Source organism: Bartonella sp. AP65SXKL (genome assembly GCF_042195725.1).
Classification (GTDB): domain Bacteria; phylum Pseudomonadota; class Alphaproteobacteria; order Rhizobiales; family Rhizobiaceae; genus Bartonella.
This window is the reverse complement of sequence record NZ_JBHIOW010000001.1, coordinates 323021-338635: the sequence shown is the minus strand read 5'-3', so window position 1 is coordinate 338635 and position 15615 is coordinate 323021. Positions and strand designations below refer to the sequence as shown.

General features: G+C 40.2%; 13 protein-coding genes. 9 read left to right on the top strand and 4 right to left on the bottom strand.

Features of this window, described 5'->3' with window-relative positions:
* Window positions 1–354 precede the first annotated feature (354 nt).
* Complete coding sequence (locus ACFIMP_RS01365) at window positions 355–681, bottom strand: hypothetical protein (protein ID WP_375637995.1); 327 nt, start codon at window positions 679–681, stop codon at window positions 355–357.
* A 155-nt stretch (window positions 682–836) separates the two neighbouring features.
* On the opposite strand from ACFIMP_RS01365, the gene ACFIMP_RS01360 reads away from it, so the two are divergent.
* The 9 genes from ACFIMP_RS01360 (at window position 837) to ACFIMP_RS01320 (ending at window position 11516) form a co-directional block, all read left to right on the top strand.
* Complete coding sequence (locus ACFIMP_RS01360) at window positions 837–1031, top strand: hypothetical protein (RefSeq protein ID WP_375685912.1); 195 nt, start codon at window positions 837–839, stop codon at window positions 1029–1031.
* Window positions 1032–1052: 21 nt separating this feature from the next.
* Window positions 1053–2969, top strand: coding sequence for a site-specific DNA-methyltransferase (locus ACFIMP_RS01355; protein ID WP_375685911.1), 1917 nt, complete (start codon window positions 1053–1055; stop codon window positions 2967–2969).
* 28 nt (window positions 2970–2997) lie between these two features.
* A complete protein-coding gene (locus ACFIMP_RS01350) occupies window positions 2998–6195 on the top strand; it encodes a restriction endonuclease (protein WP_375685910.1) in 3198 nt (1065 codons plus the stop codon).
* 742 nt (window positions 6196–6937) lie between these two features.
* A complete protein-coding gene (locus ACFIMP_RS01345; RefSeq protein WP_375631516.1) occupies window positions 6938–7105 on the top strand; it encodes a hypothetical protein in 168 nt (55 codons plus the stop codon).
* A gap of 296 nt (window positions 7106–7401) precedes the next feature.
* Window positions 7402–7653 (top strand): hypothetical protein, encoded by a 252-nt coding sequence (locus tag ACFIMP_RS01340; protein ID WP_375638002.1) that lies wholly within the window; start codon window positions 7402–7404, stop codon window positions 7651–7653.
* Between the two features lie 1013 nt (window positions 7654–8666).
* On the top strand, window positions 8667–10010 hold the full coding sequence (locus ACFIMP_RS01335; RefSeq protein ID WP_375685909.1) for an MATE family efflux transporter: 1344 nt from the start codon (window positions 8667–8669) through the stop codon (window positions 10008–10010).
* A 544-nt stretch (window positions 10011–10554) separates the two neighbouring features.
* Window positions 10555–10728: a hypothetical protein gene (locus tag ACFIMP_RS01330; protein ID WP_273790372.1), complete on the top strand. Its 174-nt coding sequence runs from the start codon at window positions 10555–10557 to the stop codon at window positions 10726–10728.
* A gap of 423 nt (window positions 10729–11151) precedes the next feature.
* Window positions 11152–11325, top strand: coding sequence for a restriction endonuclease (locus ACFIMP_RS01325; RefSeq protein ID WP_375652344.1), 174 nt, complete (start codon window positions 11152–11154; stop codon window positions 11323–11325).
* Window positions 11310–11516 (top strand): restriction endonuclease, encoded by a 207-nt coding sequence (locus ACFIMP_RS01320; RefSeq protein WP_375652343.1) that lies wholly within the window; start codon window positions 11310–11312, stop codon window positions 11514–11516. The genes ACFIMP_RS01325 and ACFIMP_RS01320 overlap by 16 nt, the downstream gene beginning before the upstream one ends.
* A 623-nt stretch (window positions 11517–12139) precedes the next feature.
* Here the strand turns inward: ACFIMP_RS01320 and ACFIMP_RS01315 are convergent.
* The 3 genes from ACFIMP_RS01315 to ACFIMP_RS01305 form a co-directional block, all read right to left on the bottom strand.
* Window positions 12140–12460 carry a hypothetical protein gene (locus ACFIMP_RS01315; RefSeq protein ID WP_524535887.1) on the bottom strand — a complete coding sequence of 107 codons (321 nt, stop codon included), beginning with the start codon at window positions 12458–12460 and terminating at the stop codon, window positions 12140–12142.
* 71 nt (window positions 12461–12531) lie between these two features.
* Window positions 12532–13752: an MFS transporter gene (locus ACFIMP_RS01310; RefSeq protein ID WP_375685908.1), complete on the bottom strand. Its 1221-nt coding sequence runs from the start codon at window positions 13750–13752 to the stop codon at window positions 12532–12534.
* A 10-nt stretch (window positions 13753–13762) separates the two neighbouring features.
* Window positions 13763–15184, bottom strand: coding sequence for a coproporphyrinogen-III oxidase family protein (locus ACFIMP_RS01305; protein ID WP_375685907.1), 1422 nt, complete (start codon window positions 15182–15184; stop codon window positions 13763–13765).
* Window positions 15185–15615: the final 431 nt, after the last annotated feature.

Sequence of the window (15615 nt, the reverse complement as noted above, 5' to 3'; positions counted from 1 at the left end):
ATATATAGACGTAAAACCGAAGAAGGTTTAAAGCAAGAGTTTAACTAACGGGACGACAAAAAGAAGCAGACGAAAGCTTTGTTAAAGCTTACCGTCATGAAGGTTGGCAATTAATACCAACGTTGCTGATAATGTAAAAATCATGCCGCAATATATTTAAGGAGCGAGTGCAAGAGATTAATACATTCCTATGGCAGATTGTAAAAGCATGGTTTGTACATGAGCCTAATTATATGATTGATAAGGCAATACAAATCACTCAGGGACAAAATGATAAGAGCTATATTTTATTATGAATCTGACACACAGTATAAAACCTATAAGGCAAAGCGTTTTATGGCATGGGAAGGATTTTCAGCTTGCTGGTGGGCGTTTGAGGGTGTTTTTACACACCGTGAAAGGTATTTTAGCAAATCTTGCTTGTGCGGACAAGGGAGAACTAGAAGTGGATGCTGACATAATCCCTTGTGAAATGGTTTTTATTGCGTCAAAATAAATGATGAAGAAATTTATGTTTTCGTTGGCAGTGATAGTACTTGTATGTGCTTGACCAAGCCACATGTGACGCAATTTTAAAATTACCCATGGTGGCATGTCGTCAAATTGACGATACAGCTCTTCGATTTGTAAGAAATATGACAAGGCTAAAAGATAGACATATTTTGGATGTGCTTGTGCCAATTGATAAGCTTATTGATAATATTTGTAAGTGCCATAATAGCACACAAGAAAAAATATAAAATAACCGCCTTTATTATGCCAAACAGTACGCCAATTTAGAGCGCGAAATTATTGCTTTTGCAAAGTAAATCAAAGAAAAGCAAAATGATCAAAATGTGGTAATGCGAATTGATCTAGCTGACTTGCGTAAGCAAAAAGAAATAAAACAAGCACAAGAAACTTTAAAAAATAAAGAGAACAGCTTATACGACATTTTTCATGAAAGTAAATTTGCAGAGGATATAGAAATAAATAGGATAAAAGGAATTGCGACGTACAAAAGAAATATTCATAGACATATTTTATACTAAGCGTAACGGAGAAGCGCAAAGATGAGTATAATAGCGGGTGAAGATAAAATAGAGGGCATGAGTCAAAGCCCTATTAATCCAGACATAGAAAAGTTAAAAGCAGCCTTTCCGCAATGTTTTGCTGAGGGAAAGCTGGATATAGATCAGCTTCTTAATCTATGCGGCGAATATATTGATAATGATTTTGAGAAGTTCAAATTTGAATGGAAGGGCAAAGGAGCAAGTTTAAAGCTTGCGCAAAAGCCTTCACTTGCGACATTGCGCCCGAAGCGCGAGGAGAGCGTAAACTTTGATAATACACATAATCTTTATATTAAGGGCGATAATCTTGAAGTGTTAAAACTTATCCAGCGGGCTTATTTTGGCCAAGTGAAGATGATCTATATCGACCCGCCCTATAATACGGGGAATGATTTTATCTATGATGATGATTTTAAAGACCCATTGGCGCGATATAAGGAAGTGACCAAGCAGACAACGAAGTCAAACCCTGAAACAATGGGGCGGTTTCATACGGCGTGGCTCAATATGATTTATCCGCGCTTGCGTTTGGCTCAGACCTTATTGCGTGACGATGGGGTGATATTTATCTCAATAGATGATCACGAGGCGCATAATTTGCGCAAAGTGTGCGACGAGGTTTTTGGCGAAGAGAATTTTGTTGCTCAATTAGTGTGGGAGAAGGTTCACACGCGCAAGAATTCAGCGAAATATTTTTCTGTCAGCCATGAATATATTATATGCTACGCAAAGTATAAGGAAAATTTTAAGAGGAATTTACTACCACGGCAGGATAGCTCTGCGTATAAGAATCCAGATAATCACCCCAAGGGTCCTTGGAAAGCAGACCCTATTACTGCGCATAAGCCTTATGCTGCAGATTATACAATTACCAAGCCGAATGGAGTGGTTCTGAAAAGGCCGCAAGGCCGTTACTGGGCTTTTAGCGAAAAAGTTTTGAAAGAAAAAATTGCTAATGATGAGATCATATGGGGCGAAGGCGAATCCTATCCTATGATTAAAAGATTTTTAAATGAGACTCAAGATGGGTTGGTTCCTACGACTTTTTTCGGCAAGGAGATCGATGTCAATTTTGATGAAGAATTTGCAGGAATTTTTAAACGAGAGTTTTCAGGTGATACCGCTTTTTCCAAACGTGAAATTGATCAATTAATGCATGTTCAAGGATTGTTTGAATATATTAAACCTACCAAACTCATAAAATTGCTCATGCAAATCGGCACGAACAAAGACGACATCATTCTCGATTTTTTTGCTGGCTCTAGTACAACAGCGCATGCAGTGATGGCTTTGAATGCCGAAGATGGTGGAAATCGCAAATTCATCATGGTGCAATTGCCTGAATTGTGTGATGAGAAAAGCGAAGCTTATAAGGCTGGTTATAAAACTATCTGCGATATAGGTAGTGAACGTATTCGCCGCGCTGGTGCACAAATCAAGCAAAAGCATGAAGCAGAATTCACAAGCGAGAAGCCTCTAGACACCGGATTTCGCGTACTAGAGCTCGATAGTTCCAACTTTTCCATATGGGACGATAGCCCGATTGATCCGGATGCATTTGATGTTAAAGAACAATTGCAAATGCGTTTGGATCATATTTTGCGGGGGGTGAATCCCGAGCGCTCTCATCAAGATATTATCTTCGAGATCATACTTAAATATGGTTGGCCATTGGATTTAAAAATTTATCCTTTACCAATCAATGGCAAAAAATTCTATTATATAGGCGAGAGCGAAGGCGATGTCTTAGTGATTATAGCCATAGATCCGCCCTTTGACCCCGAAGATGCGGAAGAGATGATAAAGTATTTGCCCGTAAAAATCGTAGCGCTTGATGCGGCCTTTAAAAGTGATGAGGCACTTATTAATTGCGACTTTATCTTTAAAGACAATGAAGTAAGTTTTGATAAAATTTAAACTATAGAGAGACGATTGGGGCGGCGATATGAAACTTAAATTTAAACAACAAGAATTTCAAAATGATGCGGTTAAAAGCGTCATTGATTTATTTAAAGGCCAACCAAGACGAGATTCTTCTATTTTCTTGTGTTCAGAACAAGGACAATTAGCGTTAAATGAATTTGGTTATGGTAATCAATTATTGATTAGTGATGAAAGCATATTAGCAAATTTACAAGAGGTGCAACAGAACAATAAACTCGTGGCGAGTGAGACGCTAGAGCAAAAGCAGTTTTCTATTGAGATGGAAACGGGAACAGGCAAAACTTATGTCTATAGCAAGACGATTTTTGAGTTAAATCAACGCTATGGCTTTACCAAATTTATTATCGTCGTACCAAGTGTTGCTATTCGCGAAGGGGTGTATAAATCACTTCAGGTAACAAGGGAGCATTTTCAAGCAGAGTTTGATAATCTGCCCTATCGTTATTTTATTTATAATTCAAAAGATCTTTCGCAAATTCGCCAATTTGCAAGCTCTACCAATATTGAAATTATGATTATCAATATTGATGCATTTAAAAAAGCAGAAAATATTATCAACCTTCCGCAAGATAGACTGAATGGCGAAAGTGCTATGCGCTATATCCAAGATACAAATCCGATTGTGATCATAGATGAACCGCAATCGGTGGATAATACAGCAAAAGCGAAGGAGGCTATTGCGAGCCTTAATCCGCTTTGTGTTTTCCGCTATAGTGCCACGCATAAAGAGGAGATTAATCTTTTATATCGTTTAACACCTGTTGATGCTTATCAAAAAGGACTGGTAAAGCAAATTTGTGTCTCTTCTAATCAGATAGAGCAAGATTTTAACCGTCCCTATATTGCCTTGAAATCCGTATCACACAAACATGGCTTTAAGGCGCGCTTAGAGTTGGATATTGCGGGAAAGAATGGCACTGTGAGCCGCAAAACAGTTACAGTGAGACAAGGCGATGATCTGTATCGCGTTACGGGCGGGCGTGAGCTTTATAGGGGTTATATTGTTTCGGGTATCAATTGCATGGCGGGGGATGAAGCTGTTGAGTTTTCTGATACTGAAGTTGTCAAATTTGGCCACGCCCTTGGTGATGTGAATACAATAGAGCTTAAACGCGCGCAAATTTATCGCACTATAGAAACACATTTAGATAAAGAATTGCGGCTTGCGCCTTTAGGGATTAAAGTTTTATCACTTTTTTTTATTGATGAGGTGGCTAAATATCGTAGCTCTGATGAAGAGCCAGCACTTTATGAGCGTATGTTTGAAGAATGTTATGAAGAGCTGTTGACGAAAAAGAAATATGCCTCCTTACGAACTAAGTTTGCGCAAAATGTTCGAAATGTGCACGGCGGTTATTTCTCGCAAGACAAGAAAGGCGTGTATAAGGATACAAAGGGCGACAGCCAAGCTGATGATGACACTTATAACACGATTATGCGTGATAAGGAGTGGTTATTATCTTTTGCATGCCCCTTGCGTTTTATCTTTTCACATTCTGCCTTGAGAGAAGGCTGGGATAATCCGAATGTGTTTCAAGTGTGTATGTTGATTGAGCAAAAATCGAATTTTACCGCACGGCAAAAGATTGGTCGCGGTTTGCGCTTGTGCGTAAACCAACACGGTGAACAGGTAGAAGATAAAGATATAAATGTGCTGCATGTCATGGTGAATGAAAGCTTTGCTGAGTTTGTGAGTACATTGCAAAAAGAATTAGAGGCGGATATTGGTTATAAACTTGGTACATTGCAGATGGAGCATTTGGTTGGCCGTATTTATGAAGATGTAAAATATGTGGCCGCTAAAGTGGAAGTATCGCAAGCACAAAAAATTGTTAAAATACTTGTTGCAAAAGATTTTATTGATGAGGCGGGTGTCGTTAAAGTAGATCAAGATTTAGTGGCGAGCGAATTTGAGGCTATAGGGGCGGAGGAAATGCCACGCGAATTGCGTCAAGAAATTGTGAAAAAAACTGATGCGGGCGCGCTTATTAATGTTGAGACGCTGCAAGATCTGATTTATATGACAGCTGTGACGGAAACAAAAATTCTGTCTTCGCAAGAGGCTGCTGATATATTGGTTGAGTTGCGTGAAAAAGCCTTGCTTACATCAGCAGGAAAAATCACAGATACATTAAAAGCGCAATGGGCGACTGGGACGTTAGATTTAAGTGAACGTTTTAGTAAAGGGCAGAAGCAGGCTGTGCTGCAGGCGCTAGAAGCGAGCCAAGCCATGCCGATTATTCGTAATGCTACGCGCGAGGTGCGGGTTAAGCTTAAAAAGCAAACAGTGGCTTCACCAGAGTTTTTGGCCTTGTGGGAGAAGATCAATAAAAAGACCACTTATCGTGCAAAGCTTGATCGCACAGAGTTTGTTGCCAAAGCAGTGGATGCAGTGGAAAAAATGGCGCCAGTTGCGCCCGCGCATTTGGTTTATCAGACAGCAGAGATAGAACTGGATAGTGCTGGTGTGACCTATGAAGAGCAGTTATTAAAGCAGAGTGCGCTTGATTATAGTTTTTGTGCACTGCCGAACATTGTACATTATTTGACCTTAAAGCTGAAATTAACCACAAAGACAATTATTGGTATTTTGACCAAGAGTGGCCGTGAGCATGAGTTTGTAAAAAATCCACAAGCTTTTTTAGAGCGCATAGAAGAAATACTCAATAAAACCCATGTTAATCTTACAATTGATGGCATTAAATATTTAAAGCTGGTCGGGCAAGAATATAGTGTGCAAGAGCTTTTTACCAGTGAAGAGCTTGTGGCAAATTTAGAGCGTACAGCTGTTGTGAGTGAGAAGAGTGTGTATGATCATGTGGTTTATGAAAGCAGTGTGGAGAAAGAGTTTGCACAAAGTCTTGAAAATGATCCTGAAGTCAGATTGTTTTTTAAACTACCAAGAAGTTTTAAAATAGCCACTCCCATTGGTTCTTATACGCCTGATTGGGCAGTTTTTTTAGAGCGAGATGGCGAACAAAAGCTTTACTTTGTGCTGGAGACAAAAGGGGCAAACAGCGAGTTTGATTTGCGACTTAAAGAAATACTGAAGATTAAATGCGGCAAAGCGCATTTTGCTGCACTGCAAACGAGCGTTGCGTTTAACGACCAGCCGGTGATAAATTGGCGTGAATATAAGCGTACTTTGCCCGAAGGGGCGCATGAGTTTCCAAGTGCTGCGGTGGTTGTTACAGAATGATTGGAGCATGAAATACTTAAGGGGGAGGGGAGAAAAGCTTTTTATATCAAAATAATAAATTGATAAAAGGTAGTTATAATGTACACTTCATGTTGAATTTAATTGTTTTCATTTAATACAGGAGGTAAAGTTATGAAAACTAAAGATATGTATAAACCACTGAAAAAAAATTAAACGGGTTGATGTTGCTGCGCTCAAAGCCCGAGCAAGTGAGCAGAAAATGGCTGCTTGAGGCGCTTCTATGAATTGAAGTTTTAAAATATACAAAGCTGGCGGCAAAAAAAGCTGCCAGCTTTATAGCTTTTGGATATATTAATGACGATAGATTATGAAGTTAAAAAGTTGCTCTATGGCTGTGGGGCAATGAGCGAGGTTCGGCTGATTACAGGTTCCTTCCATGCTTTTTTTTCTTGTCTATGGGCGTTAGTATAGCACAGTTAGCCTTATTGCAAATTGTGTTTAGCGCGGCTATTTGTATTTTTGAAGTGCCTTGTGGGATTTTAGGAGATAAAATTGGCATTAAAAAAATGTTATCTTATCATGTTTCTTTTTTTCGCTCTTCTTCTTTTTATCTATTTACGCGCCTAATCTTTCTGTCTTAATTCCGGCAGAAATTATATATGCTTTAGGCTTTGCTTTATGTTCTGGCGCTGATAGCACATGGATTAAAGGCTTAATCGACGGCGGTGGATACAAGGGTAGTTTGATCTACCACCAAGTAAACGTCTATAAGCGGGAACTGATGGCATTCATGAATATGGTTGCTGGTGCGCTAGGTGTTCTTATTGTTTTGTGTATGGATAATTATCAGTCGGCATATTATTTTTGTTCTTTCGGGTTTCTCGTGCTTGTATTCTTGTTTAGTCGGGTGACGGGGATAGGTATTGCATCCGCTTCGGATAGTCAGTAAATAGACTCGGGTTCTTTGTTGCATGCAACAGAAGCTTTTACTTATTTAGTTACCTCAAAAATCGGGTTATATTACATATTGATATGTGGTTTTATTGTTGCTGCATTGCAGCCAATATTTCATTTTTGGCAACCTTTTATTTTGGGACAGACAGGAGTATTAGACAATGCGACAGGAAAGACTAAAATTCTTATTCTTGGCCTGTGCTTTGTGTCTTATACTCTCGTAAAATACTTATTTAATCGCTTTGTGATTAAATATCTTATGCAAAAATATGCTCCTATGGCGATAACTTTGTGCTCACTCGTCCTAAGTGCTGTTGTTATGCTTGCTCTGCTTCTCGTTGCAAACAGTTGGGCTCCTATTATTTTATTCACCGTATTTCACAGTTTTTTTCTGTTCCTATGACGCAGTTTGAAGCAGAATTTTTTAAACATATTCAACAAAAGAATGCAAATACGGTTTTATCCATTGTTAGTTTTCTTGCGCGTATTTTTGGTATTTTAGCGCTTGTGCTGATTGTTGGTTGGCAAATAATGTTTGTATAGAAGCAGCTTTTTGTTTTGCCTTGGTTTGTATATGTTCAATTATCCCGCTTAATTTGGCCTAGCTTTATACTGATAAAAAGTTAATAAAAAACGAAGAGGTCTGAGAGTGAAGATACAGTTGAATAGGGACTTGCCTATGACTTACATAAAGACACAGGAAAAAATAGTGTGTGGGTCATCTTATATGGATTGAGTCGAAATTAATAGCTGTCCATCGTTTTTAGCAGAGATGCTTACCGATTTGAATGCGCCAAATGATTGTGCTGTTATTCTCCAGAAATATCGCGAACGAGTATATCAAGAGGATATGATATTGATGTGTTGTTAAATGAATACTTCAGATTGGATTCGGAGGAGGCCAAAATTATTATTTTTGGGGAGGGCAATCATTCATATGAAGCCTCTATAGGTTTTGTGATGTGGACATGGTGCGTATAGTTATAGAATGCTCTCCTAGTGAGTGCTAGATGGTGCTTTTGCGTTCGTAAAATATTGTGCGTTGGTTGTTGAACTAAAGTTTCATAATTTTAGATCGTAGAGCGGTGGGGCATCGAGGTGCCTTATGTATCATAAACGCTCTTTTTTAATTGGTGTATAGGCACAATGGATTGTAAAAATGCTAATACCTGTGTTTTTTGACAACTTGGTCGGCTTTGTTTTTTTTACGTATGTAAGCAGCGAGTAAGCAAAGGTTAGCACAGGTGTATTACTTGCAGTACCAAAAAGTTTGATTAAAAATACTAAAAATGGATATACAAGACGAACAAACGGCTCGCTGAGGATCTTTTATCAATGACTGTAGTTGCTTGGGGGCATAATATTGTACAAAAAACCAATAAAGGTGCATTGCGCTTCTTTTTTAAGAACTGGGCATCTCCTCTTACCTTAATGCGTTCTCATTATGCAGCCTTTACACAAGACTTGCGATGGAAAGACTTTACGGAAAAAATCAATGTGTTTTGTTTAAAAGATCTGAGCTTAATATGCCCTTCAATATGGAAGGGTATTTCACAATGTTTGTTGTGATGAAGCAATTGCTCTCTCTTGGCATGCCACTGGCTGTTGGGTTGATCTCTCAGATGATGATTTCCTTCACAGATGCAGCGCTTGTAGCGCATTTAGGCGTGCAAGCCTTGAGTGGTACAATGTTAGCTCTGAGTATATTTAGTTTTGTTATGTTGTTTGGGCTAGGTATTATTACCGCGGTTGCACCAAAACTTGCGGAAAGTTTTCGCAGACAAGATAGATATGCATTAAAGGCATGGTTTGATCAAGGAATATGGCTTTCCCTTGTGATTGGAATGATGAGTGCAATCATTTTACTCAATACGAGGAATATTTTGTGTCTTCTCGGCCAAGATGAGACAATTGCCAATATAGCACAGGAATATAATAGTGGCGCTGCTATAGGAGTGGTGTTTTTTTATCTTTATGTGAATAGCCGAGGATTGCTGTCAGCAATTGGTAATCCACAGCCCTTAACTTGGGTTATGCTTGCGGCTATCCTTGTGAATTTTCTTATCTCTTGGCCGCTTATTTTTGGTATAGGTTCTGCAAGCGGATTAGGTGTCTTTGGTGCAGGAATTGCGAGCAGTTTGATCCGTATTTTAATTGTTATTGCAGCAGCAATAATTTTGTCCCGCAATTCTGCTTTTCATTCTTTTCGCTTTAATTATTTGAGACCAAAGTTAGAGATTTCACGAATAATAAAATTGCTGCGAGTAGGGCTACCCATTGGTATACGTATTCTTATTGCGGAGGGCTTTCCTTCGGTCATTGCATTTATGATTACGGCTTATGGGGTCGAATCTTTGGCCGCGCATACGATAGGGATGCGTCTCGATATGCTTATTTCTGTGGTGGCTTTGGGGATTTCCAGCGCAGCCGCGACAATAGCAGCGTGGTATAGAGCAGATAGGAATAATATGGCTCTAAAACAGCTGCGTATGAGTGTCACTGTTTTTGCTGTAGCTTATGTCTTGTTTTTATCAGGGATTGTTTATCTCTCTTATGGATTCATCCTTACAACCATCTTTAATATTTCTTCAGAACGCGTTGTTGTTTTCTCTTGGAAGTTGCTTCCGTTCATTTTATTGTCTTTTGCTTTTGGCACTTTAGGAGCTATGCTCAATGGCATACTTGTGGGTTTGCTTGATACGTTTTGGTCAACAATTGTTGTAGCAATAAGTTATTGGGGGTTAGGCCTATTTGGGGGAGCACTAATGGCGCATTTTTTTGAATATGACTTTATTGGCTATTGGCTTGGCATGATTGGTGCAAGCTTAATCGTTTCTCTCTTTAATTATATGCGCGTGGGTTATTTAATAAAATGCAATCCTATATTTGGGGCAGAGTGAGTGTTATAAAAGCGCTTGTAAAGCACTAGCTGTGAAGGCTTAGCTACTCATCGTCCATAGAGGCTGTTTTACTTCTATGGAGATAACAATATAGGTTACAAAACTTGCTTAATATTGAAAAGAAGTGTCTTTGATTGTAGCCTCAATATTATTTGTTGAGTTTTTAAAATAATATGGGTTTATTAAAATCATTCGGCTACAATTTAAGAGTAAGTTCGGTAGATTGGAAGAGTTTAATACCTTAAAAAATGACGAGAAAAAACGTGCTTATATTCATACGCCGTTGAGGAGGCATTTAAAAAAGTTGTTGTTTTTATAAGTCATTACCATTGTGATGCTAAAACGCATGCATTTGTCAAAACAATCGCAGACGCTCATGATGTTATTCTTGCAAGCCCTGTTTATCACGGGTCTTATTCAGGGTGATTGAAGAATGCTCTTGATAATTTAGAGTATAATGCTTTTGGGATAAAGTTTTTGGTCATCTCTCTCATGACAATATAACCCAAAATGCGCACTGCCCTGTGTATATTTGGTACCAATTGTGCATACGCTTTATGGACAGGCGCTGCAATATCAAGTTGCTTCGGCTAAAGATGATTTTGCGTTTGAGAATGAAAACCGTACACGGAGACTTAGCAGCGTAAATGTACGGGCTTGCTGCGCACATCTTGCTGATAAAATGTACAATAAGGGTGGAGGATATGATCAAAAATGATAGGAAATACCGTTAGTTAGTCGTTGGTGGTACAGGAATATTGGCTCCCTTCGCCGGTTATTAGGGCTGAGCAACGTGATTATCGCAGCGCGTTTTCGTTTTCATCAATCCAAAATTGAGTTATTTCAGACAAGGGCTAAATATATATTTTGGAGATTATTATAAGCCATAGGCACAATTTTTAAAAGGGGTACCCCTATGGACGGGCTTGAAATATTGCATATTATGGGGGGCATTCGCCTGCACATGTATTTTCGTGTAGGTTGAGATTGAGCGGTTGGCCTTCTTACCGAAGCCTCTGCGTATTGTTCATGTTTTTGGTTCTAATGCAGAGGATAAAATAATCTCTGGATGTGCGCATCACAATAAGATTGATTCTACATCTGTAAAATTAGGTCGGAAAAGGCGATCATAGGGCCGACGGTGGTCAATGAGAAAAGTATTTATGATCATGAGATTTGTGAGAGCCGTATTGAGAAAGAGTTTGCGCAAAATCTCGATAATGACTCTGATGTAAGATTGTTTTTTAAACTGCCAAGAAATTTAAAAATAGCCACTCCCATTGGTTCTTATACGCCTGATTGGGCGGTTTTTTAGAGAGGGATGGCGAACAAAAGCTTTACTTTGTGCTGGAAACAAAAGGAACGAATAGCGATTTTGATTTGCGCCTTAAAGAAATGCTGAAGATTAAATGCGGCAAGGCGCATTTTACCGCTCTTGAAACTGGTGTGGTGTTTAACGAGGCACCGGTGATGAGTTGGCGCGATTCTAAGCGGGGATGGTGGTAGAGAGAGTGGTGGCTGTGGTAAGAGTGGGCGGCACGAATGACGCTGTCTTTAGTTGCGTACCGCCCCAAGCTAATTTTGTGCTTTGCGAAATTCGCTAAGGCTTTTGGACGTACCGCGTTTACCGCGTAATAAAATCTTATGAATATCATGCAGAAGGCACGCAGAAATGGGTGATTGCGTGTCTAGCTTCCCAATGCCGTAATTAGGTACAGCTACATAATGAGATAGCTCTTCAATATCATCAGTTACACTGATACTTTTTCTTTATTTTCAAACAATAATAGGTCAGATGGTAACGATTATGTCCTTTCTATCTAAGAAAAGAGTAGCACCGCTTGCGTATATGTACGAGTAAAAGTCAATCAACATTGGTCTGAGGTAAAAACCGTCAATTATTTCTAATACACCTAAGGATTTCATAGCTTGCTCTAACGGTTTATATAAAGCCGCCCTTTTAAAAGGTGGATTGGGTGGAAAATTTATTGGAATATAGGCTTTATGAATCTCTCGAACTAAGCTTTCTACTATGCAGGCCCTAAGGCGTGATTGCATATATGGTCGCATCTGTTGCTGCGTTGTGTAGGCAAAGATCCTAAACTAGGAAAGGAGGGCTGCTCTTTTGATTACAAAGGAAGAATACGGCTAATTACAAAGGAAGAATACGGCGCGTAAGTGCAGCAAAATGTATTTTGAGGAGCAGAGGGGTGAGGCATTTGATGTCCAGCGGGTAACGGATTAACTGGAGTATAAGTGGGTATTGCTAGGGCGGAGTTTTTGGTTAAGAATTGCACTTCGTACGCTATAAGCTCTCTGCATCCTTCATATAGGCGTTGGATCATCGCCCAATCAACGTAAAGGGGCTGTTTTGTCTTTAGCGTTTGTTTGGCTGCTTCTATAGTGCCGCTGGCTCTATCAGCCATTATGGTGATAATTTTCTCGTCCAAAGAATAGATCAATTGATTGCGTAATAGGGTATGTGTGCCTTTTTGACCGTGTCTTTTTTTTAAAGCAGCTGTTACCTCGTGGAAGGATTGGGTGTGTCTATATGATCAGCCTGCCAAAGAAAAGGAAGCGTTATTGCGATAGCCACCAATAGGAGTCCAGCGATAAAGGTGGCAGCAAACTGCAATGATATAAAAGAACCAAGGACGCCGACCAAAAAGCTTCCGACCGGCGTTCCAGCATAGCCTATCACTCGAAAAGCAGAATTAGCTCGCCCGAGAAGTTGCTTTGGTGTGAGGCGCTGCCTGAAGGCGGTAACACCAATAAACCATAAGCTTGCTCCAACGCCAGCAATAAAGGTGACGCCCCATACGACGACAGCACTTTTTGAAAAGGCTGGAATCAGCAACAAGACAACAGTTCCTAAACCGTCAGTGAGAACAGCTAGGCGCACCGGTGCATAACGTATACGCGGTGCAAATAGGGCGCCTGCCATTGTTCCAAGCGCGTAGGCCGCAAACATCACGCCATATTGGCTGCTATGTAGGCCCAGATACCGACTGTCGGTAACGAAGAAGATGAATGAGGTTAGGAATGCTCCAAATACCACCGATAGAAAGAATGTGAGTAATGTAAGGGAGGTAAGATGCCGATTTGAAAAAATGAAACGAAAGCCGGCAATGATATAACGGAAAGTGATGTTTTCTTTATCAAGTGCTGGCGATGTCGGAACAGCACGGCGAGCGGTAAAAATCAATGCGATAAAAAGCACGATTAACAGGCCGAGAAATAGCAGGGTGCTATGCGCTAAAATGCTGCTTGTTATGACAGGGGCAAGAAAATAGGAGACCCCGAAATCTAAGAACAAGACAATAGAGTAGAAGGTCATCAATCGCTCTCCCTCCATGATAAGTGGTGGAATCGTCATTATATAAGCTTCGGCAGAAACGACGATGAATCCAGCAATGGTTGCATAGAAGAAAATTTGTTCGGCTGGAGTAATCTGTATCATAAGTAGTATGAACAGGACAATATGCAGTAGCATGAAGATGAAGAGAGCTGTGGTGGCAAGTTTTATTTTGTCGCAGCGATCAAGTAAAACGCCTGCAAGGATGCCGAAAATTGGCCACGCTAATGAGAAGAGACCTTGCGCCCAACTTACTCCGACTACGCCATATCCAGATTGTCTTGCTAATAGCGGGATGGCAGTGCGCAAAGCACCGCTGAGTAAGGCGAGCAGACTAACGGTTAGGCAAAAATAGCGTATGTTCTTGTTGGAAAAAAGCGTGAACATTCTGTTCTCCTTAAGATGCCACACAGGTTTCCATTGTTCCATCAAGTACGGCGGTTGTATTCAGCATGTTTGCGACATAGCCGTCCAAGATATTCCTATCTGCCTGAGGTAGAAGAAAATACATAAGGTTGGAATACCATTGCCAACCACGCTGAGTCAGCTGGAGATCGTTATCACTTTCTGCGATGAGACCTGCACCTATGAGCTGTTGTAGGTTATTGTAAACGAAAGAGGGGAGTGCGGTCCAGTCAATTCTTTCTTTTTTGGCATAACCGTTATAAGGTAGCCTCATACACAAAGCCTTGGAGGCTTGTTGCTCTGCTGATACCCAATTGTAGTATACTTTGGATTTGCCTTTAAGTTGTATGTCGGTAATGTATCCGCTTCGACTGGGATTGGCTCGTGTGACGAGTGAGCCGAGAATCGACATTGCTGACGCCCCGAAGCCAACCACATAATCGTCATGATAACCATGCAAATATTTGTGATAGCGGAAATAATTAGCTGAACTCGTTTTAGCGAGCGTTAGAGGAGTGTTATTGGCAATTTTGATATAGGAATGCCCATTACACGGCGCATAGCCGCAGCTGCGCATAACGATGTCGCTAAATAAGCGAAGCATCTGTCGATGCTGTAGGCTGGATGGCTTTAGCCCTTTTTGTGCGTAAGACTTATGCAGTTGCGACGTGATAGCCAGATTGTTAATTGCATAGAGGTTGATGGTTTCAGGGTGAAGCTCGCTGGCTTGCTTCAAATCGTATAATAGTTCTTCGGCTTGCTGGCTGTGCATGCCATATAGTAGGTCTAAACCGACATGTCCAATTATCTCTTGTGACCAAGCTACGGTATTGTTGATTTGTTCACGTGTTGAGGTGAGGTTAAACAATGATCGGAAACGCTCAATGAAACTCTGTATACCGAAGCTGATCCGGTTAACGCCGATCTCACGGGCAGCATAAAGTTTATCACGTGTGACGCTCTTCGGTTCGCTTTCCAGTGTAAGCTCAGTTAAGGAAGAGAGCTCAAATTCGGCATGCAATACTTTTCCGATGTGGCGGATATTATCTGCAGACAAAAGCGACGGTGTGCCGCCCCCTATATAGATGCTGCGGATGGGCCCTCTAAGCGAGCGAATGAAATTTCCTTTGTTTCTGATCTCTGTGGTAAGCGCTGACATATAAGATTCGATTTGCTTAACGTGCTTGTAGGCCCCTTTCTGAAAGGGACAGAAGGAACAGATGGTTTCACAAAAGGGAATATGCAAATAAAGAGAAATAGTATGCGCTTGTGGAATCTGCTTACTGTGCGCTAGTTTATTAAAGTCTAGGTAATCGTAAAATTCATTTGAAATAGTGCGAAATAACGGATATGTGAAGTTGTAAATCAGCTTGAGTTGATCGAATTTCACAAAAGGATGATCCACGAGTTGCATAGCTTATCTCCCCCAATTTCTTAACGCGCACTATATTATTGACGGGCGACTGGTGATCCAATTATCCGAGTGTATTACCAAAGATTTTCACGGAACATAATGAATCCTCCTTTTGTAGAAGTTATATGTATTATACATATAACTCATTATATGAACAGATGAGCTTGTTTAAGAGGCAATGTAAAGATAAAAATATAAAAGAACTTTCTCTTGCAGCCTTATGGTCTGATATTGCAATTGGTATCCTGTTTTACGTGGTTGGGCTATGGATGCCTAGGGCGAGAAAAAGCAGGGTATTTTAATGGACGTGCGGGGCATCATTGTTATGTTGCTGGGACTTGGAATTTGCGTCTGGTTATGAGATATCATTAGCGCAAAAAGATGGTTTTAAAGGTAGAGATACATTTTTTAATATCCCTGTAAAACTTCGA